We start from the raw sequence: 17,596 nt of genomic DNA, 5'->3' as shown, positions 1-17,596 counted from the left end.
AGATGCGGAGTCCTTCCGGGCACCTATCGTTCCTCACACTCCGCGTAGGAATGCCGTTCGTGACGCTCCGCGTCACACTGCTTGCGCAGGAGGATGTAGAGCGTCACGCACTGCATGCCAATGCAGAGCATTGGCATGATAGGCCGTTGGATTTGCGGTCGCTGTTACAACAGCTTATCCAGCGTGATCGGAAACTCGCGGATCCGCTTGCCGGTGGCGTGATAGATCGCGTTGGCGATCGCTGCCGGGACGCCCACGATGCCGATTTCACCGACGCCCTTGGAGCCCAGCGCGTTGACGATATCGTCGTGTTCTTCGACAAACAGCACGTCGATGTCGCCGATGTCAGCGTTCACCGGGATGTGGTACTCGGCCAGGCTGTGGTTCATCGGACGGCCCAGGTCGTGGTCAAGCATCGCCTCTTCCTGAAGCGCCATGCCCATGCCCCAGACAACGCCACCCAGAATCTGGCTGCGCGCCATTTTCGGGTTCACGACCCTGCCCGCCGCCACGGCACTGACCACACGATTGACCTTGATAGTGCCCAGATCCTCGTCAACCAGCACCTCAACGAACACCGCTGAGTGCGTCGCTGCCGCGTAGGCCTCACGCTTCTTGTCCGGTTCGGCGTCGACTTGCACCTCAATGACACCGTGAGCCTGAGACGCTGCCAGTTCAGCCATCGATAGCGCCTGATCGCCTATGTGCAGCTTGCCCGCTTCGAAGCGAACCTGATCCGGCGTCACGGAAGCGAATTGTGGATGCTGCCCCTTGGCAACTTCCAGTACCTGACGCTGCAAAGCCTGACAGGCCTGTTGCACCGCAGTACCGACTGAAGAAACCGTGAACGAGCCACCCTGCAACGGCGCAGTCGGCAATGAAGAATCACCCAGCAGGAAGCTGACGTTATCCACTTCGATACCCGACGATTCTGCAGCGATCTGCGTCATGACGGTATAAGTGCCGGTGCCGATGTCGGTGGTAGCACTACTGACCACCAGCTTGCCGTCACCTTGCAGACGCGCCTTGGCGCTGGCCTTCATCTGCATGGCCTCCCAGACACCGCCGGCCATGCCCCAGCCGACCAGTTGACGGCCTTGGCGCATGCTGCGTGGCTCAGGGTTACGGCTGGACCAGCCAAAGCGTTCGGCACCCTGGGCGTAGCATTCGCGCAATTCCTTGCTCGAATACGGCTTGTCTTCGTTACCGTTGCGCTCGGCGTAGTTGGTCAGACGCAGGCGCACCGGGTCGATGGCCAAGGCGTAAGCCAGCTCGTCCATGGCGCATTCCAGGCCGATCATGCCCAGGGCAGCACCTGGCGCACGCATGTCGAGCGGCGTGAACACATCCAGCGGCACCAGCTTATAGGTCAACTTCACGTTGTCGCAGTGATAGAGCATGCCGCTCCATTCCACCACGTGTTCGCTGAAATCTTCGAAGCGCGAAGTCTGCCCGATGGCCTCATGACCGACGGCCAGCAAACGGCCGTTGGCAGCCGCACCCAGACGCAGACGCTGAATGGTGCGCGGGCGATAACCGAAGGTGAACATCTGCTGCCGGGTCAGCGTCAGGCGCACGGAGCGCTTGAGGTGCAATGCAGCCATCACCACCAGCGGCAACTGATATTGCGGGCGCAGGCCGGAGCCGAAGGCACCACCGACAAAGGCGGCCAGCACACGGATCTTGTCCTTTTCCAGGCCAAAGACCTTGTGCAGGTAGTCCTGACAGTTTTGCGTACCCTGCGTCTTGTCGTGAATCTGCAAGCTGCCATCGGCCTGATACAGGACGGTCGACGCGTGCGGCTCCATTGGGTTGTGGTATTCGCTGGGCGTGCTGTACGTCACGTCCACACTCAGCGCAGAGCTGGCCAGTTCACCCTCAAAGTTGCCACGCGGCGGCGGCAATTCGGCAGGCGCGTCATAAGCGGTGTCGAGCATGGCCTGCAGATCGGTCTGGTGCTCCTGCTGCTCGTACTCGATACGCACCAGCGAGCCAGCATGCCGCGCCAGCTCCAGCGTATCGGCAACGACCAGCGCAAGCGGTTGACCGCTGTACATCACGTTGTCGTTGTAGAAAGGACGAAACGGCGACCCGTCAGCCGAATCGGCGTCTTCATAGTTTTCGTCGTAGCTGGCCAGCGAAGGACGATTGGTGTGGTCGATGACCGCGACCACACCCGGCACCTTCATTGCCTCGCTCGTATCGATGCTGGCGACGCGCCCGTTGGCGATGGTGCTGGAGACCACGCTGCCGTAAAGCAACCCTTCTTCAGGGTATTCACCGGCGTAACGTGCGCCACCGGTCACTTTCAATCGGCCGTCGACGCGGTCCACAGGCTTGCCCATTGGCGAAAATGGCTGGTTCATTGGGCGCTCCCTCCTGTTGCGGCATCGCTCAAGGCACGAATGATCGCGCGGCGGGCCAGTCTGACTTTGAAACCGTTGTGCTCCAGAGGCTGGGCATCTTCAAGCATGGCGTCTGCGGCAGCGGCGAAGTTCTCGCGGGTGACCGGTTTGCCGATCAGCAGCGCTTCGACCGCCTTGTCGCGCCATGGCTTGTGCGCGACACCGCCCAATGCCAGACGCACGTCGCGAATCACCTCGCCGTCCAGATCGATGGCGGCAGCCACCGATATCAGGGCAAACGCGTAGGACGCACGGTCGCGGATTTTCAGATAAGCGTTGTGGCTGACAAAGCCGTTTGCAGGCAGCTCGACGGCAATGATCAACTCATCGTCGGCCAACTGATTGTCACGCTGCGGCGCATCACCCGGCAGGCGGTGGAAATCCGCGAACTCGATGGTGCGACGACCGGCACGTCCCTGGACATGCACCACCGCTTCCAGCGCAGCCAGGGCCACGCACATGTCGGAAGGGTGAGTCGCGACGCAATCTTCGCTGGCACCGAGAATCGCGTGAATGCGATTCACGCCGGTGCGCGCCGGGCAGCCGCTGCCCGGTTCGCGCTTGTTGCACGGCACGCCGGTGTCATAGAAGTAATAGCAGCGGGTGCGTTGCAGCAGGTTGCCGCCAGTGCTGGCCATGTTGCGCAACTGCGGCGACGCACCGGCCAGCACCGCTTTGCTCAGCAGCGGGTAACGCGCTTCGATCAACGGGTGATAGGCCAGGTCGGCGTTGCTGACCAACGCACCGATCATCAGACCGCTCGAGGCGGTTTCAGTGACATCCCTTAAAGGCAGGCCGGTGATGTCGATCAGGTGCTCGGGCGTGGCGACGTTTTCTTTCATCAGGTCGAGCAGGTTGGTGCCGCCCGCAATGAAGCGCGTGGCCGGGCCGCTCAGGTTGACCGCTGCGGTGATGTCGGTCGGCTTGCTGTAGGTAAACGGATTCATGCGTTCACCTCCGGCTTCGGCGCCGCATTGTGGAACTGTGGCAACGCCTCTTCGACGGCGGCGAGAATATTGCTGTAGGCACCGCAGCGGCACAGGTTACCGCTCATCAGTTCCTGAATCTCGGCACGCGTGCTGGCGCGACCTTCATTGGCAAGCCCGACAGCCGAGCAGATCTGCCCGGGCGTGCAGTAGCCGCACTGGAACGCATCGTTCTTGATGAACGCCTGCTGCATGGGGTGCAACTGGTCGCCATCGGCCAGGCCTTCAATGGTGGTCAGCTCGGCGCCGTCACACATGATCGCCAGCGTCAGGCAGGCATTGATGCGCGTGCCGTCGCGCAGTACGGTACATGCACCGCACTGGCCGTGGTCGCAGCCTTTCTTGGTGCCGACCAGATCGAGCTGATCGCGCAGCAGGTCAAGCAAGGTGGTCCAGGGCAGCACATCCAGTTGGCGGAGCTGTCCGTTCAGGGTCAGAGAAATCGCGTGGGTGGCGAAGTCCTGGGGGTTCGGGGTCGTTGCACTCATGGAAACCTCACGGTAGGCGGTCGCTTAGCGCACTTTTTATGCGTCTTAAGGGGTGGGACTTCGCGAGGTTTGCAACGTTCAGGCTTTCTTGATGAGCGTACTTGTCATCGAAAGGCCGTCATCCACAGGCAGCCATCCCGCCAAGCTGCTGGTATGATGCGCGGCTTTTTCCGAGCCGCAAAAATCAAACGGGCTGCCCTGCAGTCTGTGCTTTGCTGCTGGAGTCGATCATTCACGACGCGCGCCGCGTCACGGAGAGCCAGACATGCTGGAAAGGCTGTTTCAACTCAAGGCACACAACACCAACGTGCGGACCGAGATTCTTGCGGGCGTCACGACTTTCCTGGCGATGGCTTACATCCTGTTCGTCAACCCGAGCATCCTCGGCGAAACCGGCATGGACAAGGGCGCCGTGTTCGTCGCCACCTGCCTGGCAGCGGCCATCGGCTCGACGGTCATGGGCCTGATCGCCAACTACCCGATCGCCCTGGCACCGGGCATGGGTTTGAACGCCTTCTTTACCTACACCGTGGTCCTGCACATGGGTCACAGCTGGCAGGTGGCGCTGGGCGCGGTGTTCATTTCAGCGGTGATGTTCTTCATCCTGTCGATCTTCCGGATCCGTGAATGGATCATCAACAGCATTCCCCTGCCCCTGCGCTCGGCGATTGCAGCCGGTATCGGCCTGTTTCTGGCGCTGATCGCCCTGCGTAACGCCGGTATCGTGGTCAGCAACCCGGCGACCATGGTCGGCATGGGCGATCTCAAACAGCCAGCCCCGGTACTGGCGACGCTGGGATTCTTTTTGATCGTGGCCCTGGATTACCTCAAAGTGCGCGGCGCCGTGCTGATCGGCATCCTCGCGGTCACCCTGGTGTCCATCGCCCTGGGCTTTTCGCCGTTTGGCGGTGTGGTGTCGATGCCGCCTTCGCTGGCACCCACGTTCATGCAACTGGACATCATGGGTGCGCTGGACGTCGGTCTGGTCAGCATCATCTTTGCCTTCCTGTTCGTCGATATCTTCGACAACTCCGGCACCCTCATCGGCGTGGCCAAACGCGCCGGGCTGATGGGCAAGGACGGGCACATGCCGAAGATGGGCCGTGCGCTGATCGCCGACAGTACTGCCGCAATGGCCGGTTCCCTGCTGGGCACCTCGACCACCACCAGCTACATCGAGTCGGCTGCAGGCGTGAGTGCGGGTGGCCGCACAGGTCTGACCGCCGTAGTGGTCGCCGTGCTGTTCCTGCTGGCGCTGTTCTTCGCCCCGCTGGCCGGCAGCGTGCCGGCCTTCGCGACCGCACCCGCGCTGCTGTTCGTCGCCGTATTGATGGCGTCCGGCATGGCGGAAATCGACTGGGATGACATCACAGTCGCAGCGCCAGTAGTCATCACTGCCCTGGCCATGCCATTCACCTACTCCATTGCCAACGGCATCGCCTTTGGCTTCATTTCCTGGACCGCGATCAAACTGCTGTCGGGACGCTGGCGCGAGCTGAATTCCGCGCTGGTGATCCTGTCGATCCTGTTCGTGATCAAGCTGGGGTGGTTCAACGCATGAGTGTTCCCTTCGACCCTGCGAGCTACGACCGTCAGCTCGAAGAAAAAACCGTCCGCCTGCGCGAGTTACTGGCGCCGTTCGATGCACCCGAGCCGCAGGTGTTCGACTCGCCACGCGAACACTATCGGCTGCGCGCCGAGTTCCGCCTGTGGCGCGAAGACCAGAAGCGCTACTACGCGATGTTCGCGCCGGGCGACAACAGGACGCCGATCCTGCTCGAAGGCTTGCCGATCGCCAGCGACCGCATCAACGCGCTGATGCCGGTGCTGCGCGAACGCTGGGAAGCCAGCCCGACGTTGAACCACAAGCTGTTTCAGGTGGACTTTCTGACCACGCTGGCAGGCGACGCGATGATTACCCTGTGTTATCACCGCCCGCTGGACGCCGAATGGCAGGCCGCAGCCGAACAATTGGCTGCCGAACTGGACGTCAGCCTGATTGGCCGCTCCAAGGGTCAGAAGCTGGTCATCGGTCATGATTACGTGACCGAGAAGCTCGACGTGGCTGGCCGCACGTTCAGCTACCGGCAACCGGAAGGCGCTTTCACCCAGCCCAACGGCACGGTGAACGGCAAGATGCTCAACTGGGCCTTCGACGCGCTGGGCGAGCGGCAGGACGACCTGCTGGAGCTGTATTGCGGCAATGGCAACTTCACCCTGCCGCTGGCCACCCGCGTGCGCAAGGTGCTGGCGACCGAAATCAGCAAGACCTCGGTCAACGCGGCGCTGAGCAACCTGGATGACAACGGCGTGGACAACGTCACGCTGGTGCGCCTGTCAGCCGAAGAACTGACCGAAGCCCTGAATGAAGTGCGCCCGTTCCGTCGTCTGCACGGCGTGGACTTGAAGAGCTACGATTTCGGCAGCGTGTTCGTCGACCCGCCCCGCGCCGGCATGGACCCGGACACCTGCGAACTGACCCGGCGCTTCGAACGCATTCTGTACATTTCCTGCAACCCGGAAACCCTGGCCGCCAACATCGCCCAACTGCACGACACCCACCGGGTCGAGCGTTGCGCGCTGTTCGATCAGTTTCCGTACACCCACCACATGGAATCGGGAGTGCTGCTGGTTCGCCGTTGAAGCTCCCCGGACGCCACTATCGTGCGACGCTCCGCGTCGCATGCCGTTCTGGACGCTCCGCGTCCTATCCTGAACAGGCGGCGCGGCGTAGATCTGTGACGCAGAGCGTCACCCACGGCATTCCCACGCTGGAGCGTGAGGAACGATAATCTCGACTATCGTGCGGCGCTCTGCGTCGCATGCCGTTCCGAACGCTCCGCGTCCTATCCTGTACATGCGACGCGGCGCAGATTCTTTCATACCCGTCACGGCGAAACTGTCAGAATATTTATTAGCTTCCTATCGATACGCTGGGGTATAAACCAAAAACCTGAATCAGCTGCTTCGATGGGATCCTTTTTCTTGAGCTCCGAGTCTTCCGCGCCTTCTGCCCCGGTCAAGTTGTCCAGCCAGCCCGGTTTCGTCAGTTTTATCCTCTCGCGTCTGATGGCGGTGTTTGCCATGCAGATTCAAGCGGTGGTCGTTGCCTGGCAGGTGTATGACATGACCCGCGAGCCGATGGCGCTGGCGTATGTGGGCCTTGCTCAGTTCATTCCCATGTTGCTGCTGTTGATGCCTGCCGGGGATCTGATCGACCGCTACAACCGCAAGATCATCCTGATGCTCAGTTGGGGGGTGCAGGCGATTTGTGGCGTCATTCTGCTGGTGTTCTCGGCGCTGAAGCTGCAAGACCTGCGGCTGATCTACGGCGCGCTGATGCTGTATGGCTGCGCCCGCGCCTTTACCGGTCCGGCGCTGCAAAGCCTGTTGCCGCAGATTGTCCCGCGCGACCAGCTGCCCTCGGCCATCGCCACCAACAGCGTGATCATGCGCTGCTCGACCGTCGGTGGCCCGCTGATCGGTGGCTATCTGTACTGGCTGGGCGGCGCAGAGCTGACCTATTCGGTCTGCGTCGCAGCCTTCATTGCCGGCATCCTGTTTCTGTCCCCCGTGACAACGCCCTTTGCCGGTAAACCGGTGGAACTGGGCTCCAGCGCCTGGGGCCGGTTCACCGCAGGTATTGCCTTCATTCGCTCGCGGCCAATCATCCTTGGCACCATTTCGCTGGACCTGTTCGCCGTGCTGCTCGGCGGCGTGGTGGCGCTGCTGCCGATCTACGCCCATGAAGTGCTGCACCTCGGACCGCAAGGGCTGGGCATGCTGCGGGCGTCGATGAGCCTGGGAGAACTGGGCGTGGGCATTTACCTGAGCATGCGCCCGCTGCAGCGCAACGTCGGCATGACCATGTTTCTCGCCGTCGGCCTGTTCGGCGTAGCGAATCTGGTGTTTGCACTGTCGACACTGTTCTGGCTGTCATGCCTGGCCCTGCTGATCGCGGGCGCGGCGGACATGGTCAGCGTGTTCATTCGTTCGGCGCTGGTGCAGTTCTCGACGCCGGACAACATGCGCGGCCGGGTCAATGCCGTGAACATGCTGTTTATTGGCTCCTCCAACGAGCTGGGCGAGTTCCGCGCAGGCACCAGTGCCTCGCTGGTCGGCGCCATCCCTGCCGCAATCATGGGTGGCGTCTGCACGCTGGGCGTGGTCGGTGCCTGGATGACGGGCTTCAAATCGTTGCGCCAGGTCGACCGTTTTGCCGACGCATCGCCGCCGGACGTGCTCAACGCGCAGACCGTCAAACAGGCCTGACAGCGGCGGATTTCAGCAAAACACAGCCACGGTACAGCTTGCGCGAACCAATCAGCCCCGGCGCACCTCTATACCCTCGCATTCTGCACACGATGCTGGCCGGAACACGCCGGACTGGCGTATTCGCGTATCAGCAGCGACACTCATTGCACGAAAAGAAGAGGGATCCGACATGCTCTGGAAAAAAGGCCGACGCAGCGACAACGTAGTCGATGCGCGCGATGGCGGCAGCAGTGGTGGCGGCGGTGGCATGCGCATCGGCGGCAAGGGCCTGGGTCTGGGCGGCATCGTCATCATCGTCGCCATCGGCCTGCTCACTGGTCAGGACCCGATGCAGATTCTCGGGCAACTGACCGGGCAAGTAACCGAGCAAAGCGCTCCACCCAGCGCGCAGACGCGTGAAGCGCCGCCGGCCAACGACCAGCAGGCCGAATTCGTGCGCAGCATCCTTGGCGATACCGAGGACACCTGGCGTGCCGTGTTCGCCCAGAATGGTCGCGAATACAAGGACCCTACGCTGGTGCTGTTCAGCGGCCAGGTGAACTCGGCCTGCGGTCGCGCGACCTCGGCAACCGGTCCGTTCTATTGCCCGGCAGACCAGCAGGTCTATCTGGACATGGACTTCTTCCGTGAAATGGCCCAGCGCTTTTCCGCCGCTGGCGACTTCGCTCAGGCTTACGTGATCGCTCACGAAGTCGGGCACCATGTGCAGACGCTGCTGGGCATTTCCGCCAAGGTCGACAAGGCTCGCAAGGCCGGGCAGAAAATGGAAGGTGCCAACGGTTTACTGGTCCGCCAAGAGCTGCAGGCGGACTGCTTTGCCGGTGTTTGGGCGTACAACGCACAAAATCGTTTGAACTGGCTCGAGCCGGGTGATATTGAAGAAGCATTGAACGCGGCCAACGCTATCGGCGATGATCGCTTGCAACAGCAAAGCAGTGGTCGAGTCGCTCCGGACTCCTTCACTCACGGCACGTCTGCACAGCGTGTACGCTGGTTCAAGGCAGGCTTTGCCCAAGGTCAAATCAATCAATGCGATACGTTCGCCGCCAAGAGTCTCTGAGCACATGATTAAACCGCTTCTGGTCCTGTTGTTGAGCACTGCCTTCGTGAGCCTCGGGGCGCATGCCGAGGATCAAGCGGTCAATTCCATCAGCCCGGATCGCCTCGCCATCAATGGCGCTGAGGCGACTCTGGGGTTGAGCCAGGAGTGGGTACACCCCAAACCGAAGATCGAGCGCGTAGTGATCGTCCTGCACGGTCGCCTGCGCAATGCGCAAACCTACCTGCGCAGCATCGAACGTGCGGCCAACCAGTCCAGAGAGCGCAGCAAGACCCTGCTGATCGCCCCGCAATTTCTGGATGAAAAGGATATCGTCGCGCACCACCTGCCGGACTCTATCCTGCGCTGGCGCCAGAACAGCTGGATGGAAGGTGCAACCTCCACCGATCCCAAGCCGGTCAGCTCGTTTCTGGTGCTGGACCACATCCTCAAGCGCCTGAGCGACAGCAAGCTGTTTCCCAACCTGAAGGAAATCGTCATTGCCGGGCACTCCGGTGGTGCCCAGGTGGTGCAGCGCTACGCGATGATCGGCGGCAAGGAAGACGCCTTGCTGCAACGCGAAGGCGTGAAGCTGCGCTACGTGATCGCCAATCCGTCGTCCTACGCTTATTTCGACGCGGAACGACCTGAGCCGGTAACCGCGCAGAGCTGCCCGAACTTCAACGACTGGAAATACGGTCTCAACAAGATGCCGTTCTACTCGGGCAAGGAAAAGCCGGCTGACATCGAGAAGAATTACGTGAAGCGCGACATCACTTACCTGATGGGCGAGCTGGACACCGACCGCAACCACCCGGCGCTGGACAAGACCTGTGCCGCCGAAGCGCAAGGTCCCTACCGCCTGATTCGCGGACAGAACTACTTCAACTATCTGCAGAAGCGTCACCCGGAAGGGCTGAACCAGCGTCTGGTGATCGTGCCGAAAGTCGGCCACAACGGCGACGGGATCTTCACTTCACCGGAAGGTCAGGCGGTGCTGTTCAAGCCGTTTTGAGTGATAGGGATATAACTATCGTCCCCACGCTCCGCGTGCAACGCCACATACAAGTCCGCTTTTGATTCTGGCCGGAGGCCGTGGGAGCGAACTTGTTCGCGAAAGGGTCAACATAGTCGTCGAAAATGCATCGACTGAAATACCGTCTTCGCGAGCAATGCGGATCGCCGCCCCGGTCGCTCCCACAAAGACTTGTGGATAACGGTGAGCGCTCCGCATTGGCACGGTAGGCAGCCCAGATCACCTCAGCATCCCGCGCAGCACTGTGCAATCCTCCGCATGCCAGTCAGTCAGCTCCGGCCAGGGGTTGTCCTTCAGGTTGACCAGAACAGTCTTGGCGCCCGCCGCACGGCCGCAGTTCAGGTCATGCATGTAGTCGCCGATCATGACCATCTGCTTCGGCTCGACACTCCAGCGAGTGGCCAGTTTCAGCAAACCTGCAGGGTCCGGTTTGGGGGTCGCCTCGTCGCGGCCCAGGACATCCTCGACGGCAAAGCAGTCATCCAGGCCGATAGCCTTCAAGGTGATATACGCCAGCTCCTGGGCGTTACGGGTGAGTATGCCCAGTCGATAACCGCGCGCCGATAACTCGCGAACCAGCTCGACCGCGCCCTCGGCAGGCTGCGAAGCCAGCGCCAGCTCGCGTTCATGCTCCAGCAGCCAGGCGTGCTTGGCCGCCGATTCCTCAGCAGGCAACGCAGCAAGATGCCCGAGAATGTCATCGTCCTGAGGGATGCCCAATTCACGTTTGATGGCCGGGAAGTCGTGGATAGGGACGGTCAAGGTACCGTCCATGTCGAACACCCAGTGCCGTATACCTTCGAGTGTCATGCCCAATCCTTACGATGGCGGATCAGCCCTTCCTGACTGACCGATGCGACCAGTTGCCCGGCGCGGTTGAAGATACTGCCGCGCGAGAAGCCGCGCGAGTTGCCTGCCCAGGGGCTGTCCATCGCGTAGAGCAGCCAGTCATCGGTGCGCAGGTCGTTGTGAAACCACAGCGAATGGTCAAGGCTGGCAACCTGCATATCGCGCTGCCAGACCGTCTTGCCATGTGGCAACAGCGACGTGGTCAGCAAGTTGAAGTCGGAGGCATAGGCGAGCATGTAACGATGCAGTGCCTGCACGTCCGGGAGGCTGCCATCGGCGCGGAACCACACGTACTTCACGGGCTCGCCGGGCTTGGGATCGTACGGATCCTCGGAGGTCACCGGACGGAACTGGATCGGTTTGGGACGCAGAAACTTGTCGTGCATCGCTTCAGGGATCAGGTGTGCGCGGCGGGTCAGCAACTCGAGCTCGGACGGCAGGTTTTCCGGACCGACAATCTGCGGCATCGGTGCCTGATGCTCGAAGCCCTCTTCATCGTACTGAAACGACGCGCTGCAAGTGAAGATCGGCTTGCCCTTCTGGATGGCAGTGACGCGGCGCGTGCTGAAACTGCCGCCGTCACGTACGCGATCCACCTGATAGACCACCGGCAAACCGGCATCGCCGGGACGCAGAAAGTAGCCGTGCAGCGAGTGAACATGACGGTCCTCTTCAACCGTCTGACTGGCGGCAGACAGCGACTGACCCAGCACCTGACCACCAAACAACTGGCGAAAGCCCAGATCCTGGCTATGCCCGCGGAACAGGTTTTCTTCAATGGCTTCCAGCGTCAGCAGCTCAACCAGATCATCCAGCACTTGGCTCATTCTCATTCCTCTCATACATCGACTTTGCACTGGTACGGCAACGGCAGTCGCTGCATTTTCCGACAGGCCTCAAGCCCATCCCACTGGAATGGAATGATACAGATTTAAAATGGTTGGCTTAATTCAATCTACACCCTGATCAAGGCTTCAGCGTCTTGAGCCACTGCTCATGACTGATCCGGTACAGCACGTGCGGCTTGAGCGGGTGGCCGTCCTCCAGATTGGGGTGATCGAAGTTGCCGGACTCATCCTGCTGCATACCGATTGCCTGCATGACCTTTTGCGACGGCTGATTATTGACCGCGGTAAACGACACGATCTCCTTCAGCTCCAGGCGTTCGAAACCACAGCCCAGCGCGGTCCAGGCCGCCTCGCTGGCAAAGCCCAGGCCCCAGTGGTCATAAGCCAGCCGCCAACCGATTTCCACAGCGGGCGTAAAAGGTGCCTTGAAACCCACGACATGCAGCCCGGTAAAACCGATGAATTCGCCGGTATCCTTGCGCTCCAGCGCCCAGAACCCGAAGCCCAGCTCGGCAAAATGACCACGCAACCGTCCGATCATGGCAGCACTTTCAAGACGGCTCAGGGGTTGAGGAAAATAGCGCATGACACGAAGGTCCGCACACATGTCGGCGAACGCTGGCAAGTCATCGTCACGCCACTGCCGCATCAGCAGTCGGGCGCTATCAAGCTTGAGTATCGGTTCCATCGATTCCCCCGTGTAACGAGACATGAGTGGGCGTCAGTGCGGGTATCCACTGCGCCACACAACTGGGCGTGCGGATACTTTACTGGCACTATCGGGCTTCGGCCCTTCAACGGACGCAAAATGTCCCTACCGCTTATCTACCACGAAGACTACAGCCCGGATTTCCCGGCGGATCATCGCTTCCCGATGGACAAGTTTCGTTTGTTGCGCGATTACTTGATCGACAGCGGCCTGACCAGTGACGTTCAATTAATGCGTCCCGAGTTGTGCCCGGCGGACATTCTGGCGCTGGCTCACGATCCTTCCTACATTAACCGCTACCTTGACGGCGATCTGTCGCGCGAAGACCAGCGACGTCTCGGGCTGCCATGGAGCGAGGCTCTGGCACGCCGAACCATCCGTGCGGTGGGCGGCTCACTGCTGACTGCCGAGCAGGCTCTCAAGCATGGTCTGGCCTGCCATCTGGCGGGCGGCACCCACCATGCGCACTATGACTACCCGGCGGGTTTCTGCATTTTCAATGACCTGGCGGTGATCAGTCAGTTCCTGCTGCAAAGCGGCAGCGTGGACAAGGTGCTGATCTTCGACTGCGATGTGCATCAGGGTGACGGCACGGCGCGCATTCTGGCTGATACCGAGGACGCCATTACCGTCTCGCTGCACTGCGAAAAGAACTTTCCGGCACGCAAGGCGCAGAGCGACTGGGACATCCCGCTGCCGATGGGCATGGGCGACGCCGATTACCTCAACGTGGTCGACGACCTGCTCAACTACCTGCTGCCGTTCTACAAGCCGGACCTGGTGCTGTATGACGCAGGGGTCGATGTCCACAAGGATGATGCGCTGGGTTATCTGCAGCTCACCGACCAGGGGCTGGCCAATCGCGACGAAGCGGTGCTGCGTCATTGTCTGGGCCGCGACATTCCGGTCATGGGCGTGATTGGCGGTGGCTACAGCAAGGACCGCCGGGCACTGGCAAGACGCCACGGGATTCTCCACCACAGTGCACAACGGGTCTGGAACGACATGGGCTTGTGACCCCGCTCGGTACTTCGCTTGAGTCGCAGGCCATGACGTGCGCCACACCTTGAAAGAGCGCTCGGGTAGAATGCCCCACCCCTCTGCTATCGATATTTCGCTGACCATGACCGACCTCGCCCCCTCCGCTGCCCGAACCGTCGCCATCATCGGAGGCGGCCCTGCCGGGTTGATGGCAGCAGAAGTATTGAGCCAGGCCGGGCTGAAGGTCGATCTGTACGACGCCATGCCGTCGGTTGGGCGCAAGTTTCTGCTCGCCGGGGTGGGCGGCATGAATATCACCCACTCCGAGCCCTACCCGGCATTTCTGGCGCGCTATGCCGAACGTTCGCCGATGATCGCACCTCTGTTGCGCGGCTTTGACGCTGATGCCCTGTGCCAGTGGATTCATGCGCTGGGTATCGAGACCTTTGTCGGCAGCTCGGGGCGCGTGTTTCCCACAGACATGAAAGCCGCCCCCCTGCTACGCGCCTGGCTCAAGCGGCTGCGTGATGCGGGCGTCACGATTCACACGCGGCATCGCTGGTTAGGCTGGAAGGCTGATGGCAGCCTGCGCATCACTCATGCTGACGATGAACTGGCAATCAAACCTGCAGCCACGTTGCTGGCGCTGGGCGGTGCCAGTTGGGCGCGGCTGGGGTCTGACGGGGCCTGGCTGCCATGGCTGCAAGCACAGCAGGTCGAGGTTGCGCCTTTGCAGGCCGCCAACTGTGGTTTCGAGGTGAACGCCTGGAGCGACCTGCTGCGCGACAAGTTTGCCGGTGCGCCGCTGAAGAATATTGCGATGGGCCTGCATGGCCAGGCTCTGCGCCTGGGCGAATGCGTGCTGACTGCGACGGGTGTCGAAGGCAGCCTGGTGTATGCGCTGTCGGCGCAGATTCGTGAACAAATCAACCTGCACGGCTCAGCGGTTGTGGATATCGATCTGCTGCCCGGCAAAACGCTGTCGGACATTCACAAAGCCCTGAACAAACCGCGCGGCTCGCGCTCGATGTCCAAGCATTTGCACAGCCAATTGGGGCTGGACGGCGCGAAGGCAGCGCTGCTGCGCGAGCTTGCGCCTCGTGAAGCGTTTGCCGATCCGCTGTTGTTGAGCGAGGCGATCAAGGCGTTGCCACTGCCCCTGATCAAACCACGCCCCATCGATGAGGCCATCAGCACCGCAGGGGGCGTCACCTTCGAGGCCATGGACGAACGTCTGATGCTCAGGCAATTACCAGGCGTATTCTGCGCCGGTGAAATGCTCGACTGGGAAGCGCCAACCGGCGGCTACCTGCTGAGCGCCTGCTTCGCCAGCGGCCGCGCTGCGGGGTTGGGGATGGTGGAGTGGCTGAACTAACAGTGATTCCTGTGCGTATGCTCTGCGCTCAGCGTTATACATAAATCCTTCTGTGGGAGTGAGCTTGCTCACGAAGACGATGGTCCTGCCGCCCTACTTCCAAAGTCTGTCATGGCCTCTTAGGGAGCAAGCGAAGCGTCGCCCGGCTCGCTCTCACATGTGTATATCAAGGCTTCTTCTTGCGCGGGCCGGTGTTGAAAACCGGGACCTTGCGTACCGGTTTGACCACCGGCGCAGGCTCGGACTCGCCGCTGTCGACCCATTTGCCCAGGTTGCGCTTGCTGCCCGACACTTTGGGTTTTTTCGGTTTCTTGGGCTTTTTCAGGATCTGGCCGCTGGCATCCGTACTCGGCACGCGATGCTCCGGTTCGAAGTCCTGCTCTTCCTTGCGCTCCAGGGTCTGGCGGGTCAGCACTTCGATGGCTGACAGCAACTCGACCTCATCGGCACACACCAGCGAAATCGCCTCGCCCGTCAGCCCCGCACGGCCGGTGCGGCCAATACGGTGAATGTAATCCTCGGCCACGATCGGCAGGTCCAGGTTGACCACAGTCGGCAGGTCATCGATGTCCAGACCGCGCGCCGCCACGTCGGTGGCCACCAGAATCTTCACTTCGTTGCTCTTGAAGCGGTCCAGCGCACGCTGGCGGGTGGCCTGCGGCTTGTCGCCGTGAATACCGTCGGCGTTCATGCCCAGCGCCTGCAAGCGATCCACCAGTTGATCGACGCCAACCCGGGTCTTGGCGAACACCAGCACCTGACCCCAGCGATGTTTCTTCATCAGATGGATGAACAGATCCGCCTTGCGTTTCTTGTCGACGGTCACGACCCATTGCTTGACCGAAGACGCCGCGACGTTGCGCGGGCTGACTTCGATGGTCAGCGGGTCATTGAGCATCTGCGCGGCCAGCAGACGAATCTCGTCGGAGAACGTCGCAGAGAACAGCAAGGTCTGGCGCTGCTTGGGCAGCACGGCATAGATACCGCGCAGCTCCTCGGCAAAGCCCAGGTCGAGCATACGGTCAGCTTCATCGAGGATCAGCGTCTGCAACTGGGAGAACTTGACCGCGTTCTGACGATGCAGATCGAGCAAGCGACCGGGGGTCGCGACCAGCACGTCCACGCCCCTGCGCAGCTTCATCATCTGCGGGTTGATGCTCACGCCGCCGTAAGCCGCGTAGGTGGTCAGCGGCAGGTGCTCGGCGTACTGACGAATACTTTCGTGAACCTGATCGGCCAGCTCACGGGTCGGCGCCAGCACCAGCGCGCGAATTGAGTTGGGAGCGACTTTCGGGCCTTCCATGGTCAGCCGTTGCAGCAGCGGCAGAGCAAAACCTGCGGTCTTGCCGGTGCCGGTCTGCGCAGCTGCCATCAGATCGCGGCCCGCCAGTACCGGAGGAATTGCCTGGGTCTGTACAGGCGTCGGAGTCTGGTAACCGAGCGCTTCGAGGGCGCGCAGCAAGGGTTCGATCAGGCCGAGAGAGGCGAATGTCATGGTAATACCGTAGGAAAGATTCAACGCAAGGCGCGCAGTTTAACCTGTCCGGCGCGCCTCGGTTAGCTTGTGCGTGTCGATACGACCTCTTGCGGCGGCGACCTGCGCCATTGCGGCAGGCCAATCAGCACGACGGCGCTGATGATCACCACCATGGCCATGCACTCTTCGACACCGATCGTTTCGCCAGCGAACACCACGCCGAGCATAACTGCCACGGCCGGGTTGACGTAGGCGTAGCTGGTCGCCGCAGCCGGGCGCACGTTCTTGAGCAAGTACATATAAGCGCTGAACGCGACGATAGAGCCGAACACCACCAGATACAGCAGCGCACCCCAGCCCGCCGCCGTCGGCATATGCGCCAGACGCTCGCCACTCAAGGCACTGCCGATCAGCAGCGTCGCTCCCGCCGTGATCATTTCCGCCGCACTGGCCATCGGGCCTTTCGGCAACGGCAGGTGCTTGCTCAGCACCGAACCGAACGCCCAGGCTGCGGCGGCAAAGATCACCACGGCGGCGCCATAAGGGCTGGCCTGCAAATTGGAGCCGAGGTTCAGCAGGCCGATGCCGATCAGGCCCAGCACGATGCCCGCCCATTCAAGGTTAGTGGTGCGATTGCCCCAGAACAGGCCGAACAGCAGGGTAAACAGCGGCATGGTCGCCACCGCCAGTGCTGCAACGCCAGATGCAACGCCTGCGTGTTCAGCCAGGGTCACACCGCCGTTACCGCAGGCCAGCAGCAGGAAGCCGATCACGAACGCGGCTTTCCACTCGCGCCAGGTCGGCGCAGGCACGCCGCGAAACCGCAGAAAGCCATACATCAGGCAGCCGGCAATCAGAAAGCGCACACCCGCCATCATCAACGGTGGCCATGACTCCACACCAATGCGGATCACCAGATAGGTAGAACCCCAGATCAGGTACAAGGCCAGAAAGGCACCGATGAGCAAAGGTGAAACACGAACGGACTGAGGCATGGCAAGGCCTTGGGATCATTGTTATGGTTGACCTATTGTATGAAGGCCCAAGGCGGATATTAAGCAGACAAACCTGTTTAAACCGCGCTGAAACTTACGATTCAATGCTTGTAAGTCCTGTTTTCCTTTTATT

The 17,596-nt window shown here is 61.3% G+C and carries 15 protein-coding genes; 7 read left to right on the top strand and 8 right to left on the bottom strand.

Going from position 1 to position 17,596, the window contains the following annotated elements:
- Positions 1-164: 164 nt before the first annotated feature.
- The 3 genes from LCH65_RS01420 to LCH65_RS01410 are packed head-to-tail and all read right to left on the bottom strand — an operon-like array spanning position 165 to position 3,879.
- Complete coding sequence (locus tag LCH65_RS01420) at positions 165-2,366, bottom strand: xanthine dehydrogenase family protein molybdopterin-binding subunit (protein ID WP_226439073.1); 2,202 nt, start codon at positions 2,364-2,366, stop codon at positions 165-167.
- A complete protein-coding gene (locus LCH65_RS01415; protein WP_226439072.1) occupies positions 2,363-3,352 on the bottom strand; it encodes a xanthine dehydrogenase family protein subunit M in 990 nt (329 codons plus the stop codon). Before LCH65_RS01415 ends, LCH65_RS01420 begins: the two co-directional genes overlap by 4 nt.
- Positions 3,349-3,879 (bottom strand): (2Fe-2S)-binding protein, encoded by a 531-nt coding sequence (locus LCH65_RS01410; protein ID WP_003368718.1) that lies wholly within the window; start codon positions 3,877-3,879, stop codon positions 3,349-3,351. The genes LCH65_RS01415 and LCH65_RS01410 overlap by 4 nt, the downstream gene beginning before the upstream one ends.
- A 265-nt stretch (positions 3,880-4,144) precedes the next feature.
- Between LCH65_RS01410 and LCH65_RS01405 the strand changes: the two genes are divergently transcribed.
- From LCH65_RS01405 to LCH65_RS01385, 5 genes are all read left to right on the top strand, one after another.
- On the top strand, positions 4,145-5,440 hold the full coding sequence (locus LCH65_RS01405; protein ID WP_003368719.1) for an NCS2 family permease: 1,296 nt from the start codon (positions 4,145-4,147) through the stop codon (positions 5,438-5,440).
- The gene (gene trmA, locus LCH65_RS01400) at positions 5,437-6,522 is read left to right on the top strand and encodes a tRNA (uridine(54)-C5)-methyltransferase TrmA (protein ID WP_054081983.1); all 1,086 of its coding nucleotides are present in this window, start codon (positions 5,437-5,439) and stop codon (positions 6,520-6,522) included. Before LCH65_RS01405 ends, trmA begins: the two co-directional genes overlap by 4 nt.
- 342 nt (positions 6,523-6,864) lie before the next feature.
- Positions 6,865-8,151, top strand: coding sequence for an MFS transporter (locus LCH65_RS01395; protein ID WP_226439071.1), 1,287 nt, complete (start codon positions 6,865-6,867; stop codon positions 8,149-8,151).
- A 172-nt stretch (positions 8,152-8,323) separates the two neighbouring features.
- Positions 8,324-9,214, top strand: coding sequence for a neutral zinc metallopeptidase (locus LCH65_RS01390; RefSeq protein ID WP_226439070.1), 891 nt, complete (start codon positions 8,324-8,326; stop codon positions 9,212-9,214).
- Between the two features lie 4 nt (positions 9,215-9,218).
- Positions 9,219-10,208 carry a hypothetical protein gene (locus tag LCH65_RS01385; protein ID WP_003368723.1) on the top strand — a complete coding sequence of 330 codons (990 nt, stop codon included), beginning with the start codon at positions 9,219-9,221 and terminating at the stop codon, positions 10,206-10,208.
- A 240-nt stretch (positions 10,209-10,448) separates the two neighbouring features.
- Here the strand turns inward: LCH65_RS01385 and LCH65_RS01380 are convergent, their stop codons facing one another.
- From LCH65_RS01380 to LCH65_RS01370, 3 genes are all read right to left on the bottom strand, one after another.
- Positions 10,449-11,039 carry an HAD family hydrolase gene (locus LCH65_RS01380; RefSeq protein WP_003431646.1) on the bottom strand — a complete coding sequence of 197 codons (591 nt, stop codon included), beginning with the start codon at positions 11,037-11,039 and terminating at the stop codon, positions 10,449-10,451.
- Entirely contained in the window at positions 11,036-11,905 is an 870-nt protein-coding gene (gene tesB, locus LCH65_RS01375) for an acyl-CoA thioesterase II (protein WP_003368725.1), read from the bottom strand. The genes LCH65_RS01380 and tesB overlap by 4 nt, the downstream gene beginning before the upstream one ends.
- A 139-nt stretch (positions 11,906-12,044) precedes the next feature.
- Positions 12,045-12,614 (bottom strand): GNAT family N-acetyltransferase, encoded by a 570-nt coding sequence (locus LCH65_RS01370; RefSeq protein WP_003368726.1) that lies wholly within the window; start codon positions 12,612-12,614, stop codon positions 12,045-12,047.
- 120 nt (positions 12,615-12,734) lie between these two features.
- On the opposite strand from LCH65_RS01370, the gene LCH65_RS01365 reads away from it, so the two are divergent.
- Both LCH65_RS01365 and LCH65_RS01360 read left to right on the top strand, forming a co-directional pair.
- Positions 12,735-13,652: a histone deacetylase gene (locus tag LCH65_RS01365; RefSeq protein ID WP_122267407.1), complete on the top strand. Its 918-nt coding sequence runs from the start codon at positions 12,735-12,737 to the stop codon at positions 13,650-13,652.
- 106 nt (positions 13,653-13,758) lie between these two features.
- The gene (locus tag LCH65_RS01360; RefSeq protein WP_180336240.1) at positions 13,759-14,991 is read left to right on the top strand and encodes a TIGR03862 family flavoprotein; all 1,233 of its coding nucleotides are present in this window, start codon (positions 13,759-13,761) and stop codon (positions 14,989-14,991) included.
- A 166-nt stretch (positions 14,992-15,157) separates the two neighbouring features.
- On the opposite strand, the gene LCH65_RS01355 is transcribed toward LCH65_RS01360, so the two are convergent.
- Positions 15,158-16,486, bottom strand: coding sequence for a DEAD/DEAH box helicase (locus LCH65_RS01355; RefSeq protein WP_003368731.1), 1,329 nt, complete (start codon positions 16,484-16,486; stop codon positions 15,158-15,160).
- 62 nt (positions 16,487-16,548) lie between these two features.
- Positions 16,549-17,463 carry a drug/metabolite exporter YedA gene (yedA, locus tag LCH65_RS01350; protein ID WP_044309420.1) on the bottom strand — a complete coding sequence of 305 codons (915 nt, stop codon included), beginning with the start codon at positions 17,461-17,463 and terminating at the stop codon, positions 16,549-16,551.
- Positions 17,464-17,596 lie beyond the last annotated feature (133 nt).

The organism is Pseudomonas sp. MWU16-30316, from assembly GCF_020515645.1.
GTDB lineage: Bacteria > Pseudomonadota > Gammaproteobacteria > Pseudomonadales > Pseudomonadaceae > Aquipseudomonas > Aquipseudomonas cerasi.
Note: the sequence above shows the minus strand (reverse complement) of the source record. Positions and strands in the feature narration are given on the sequence as shown.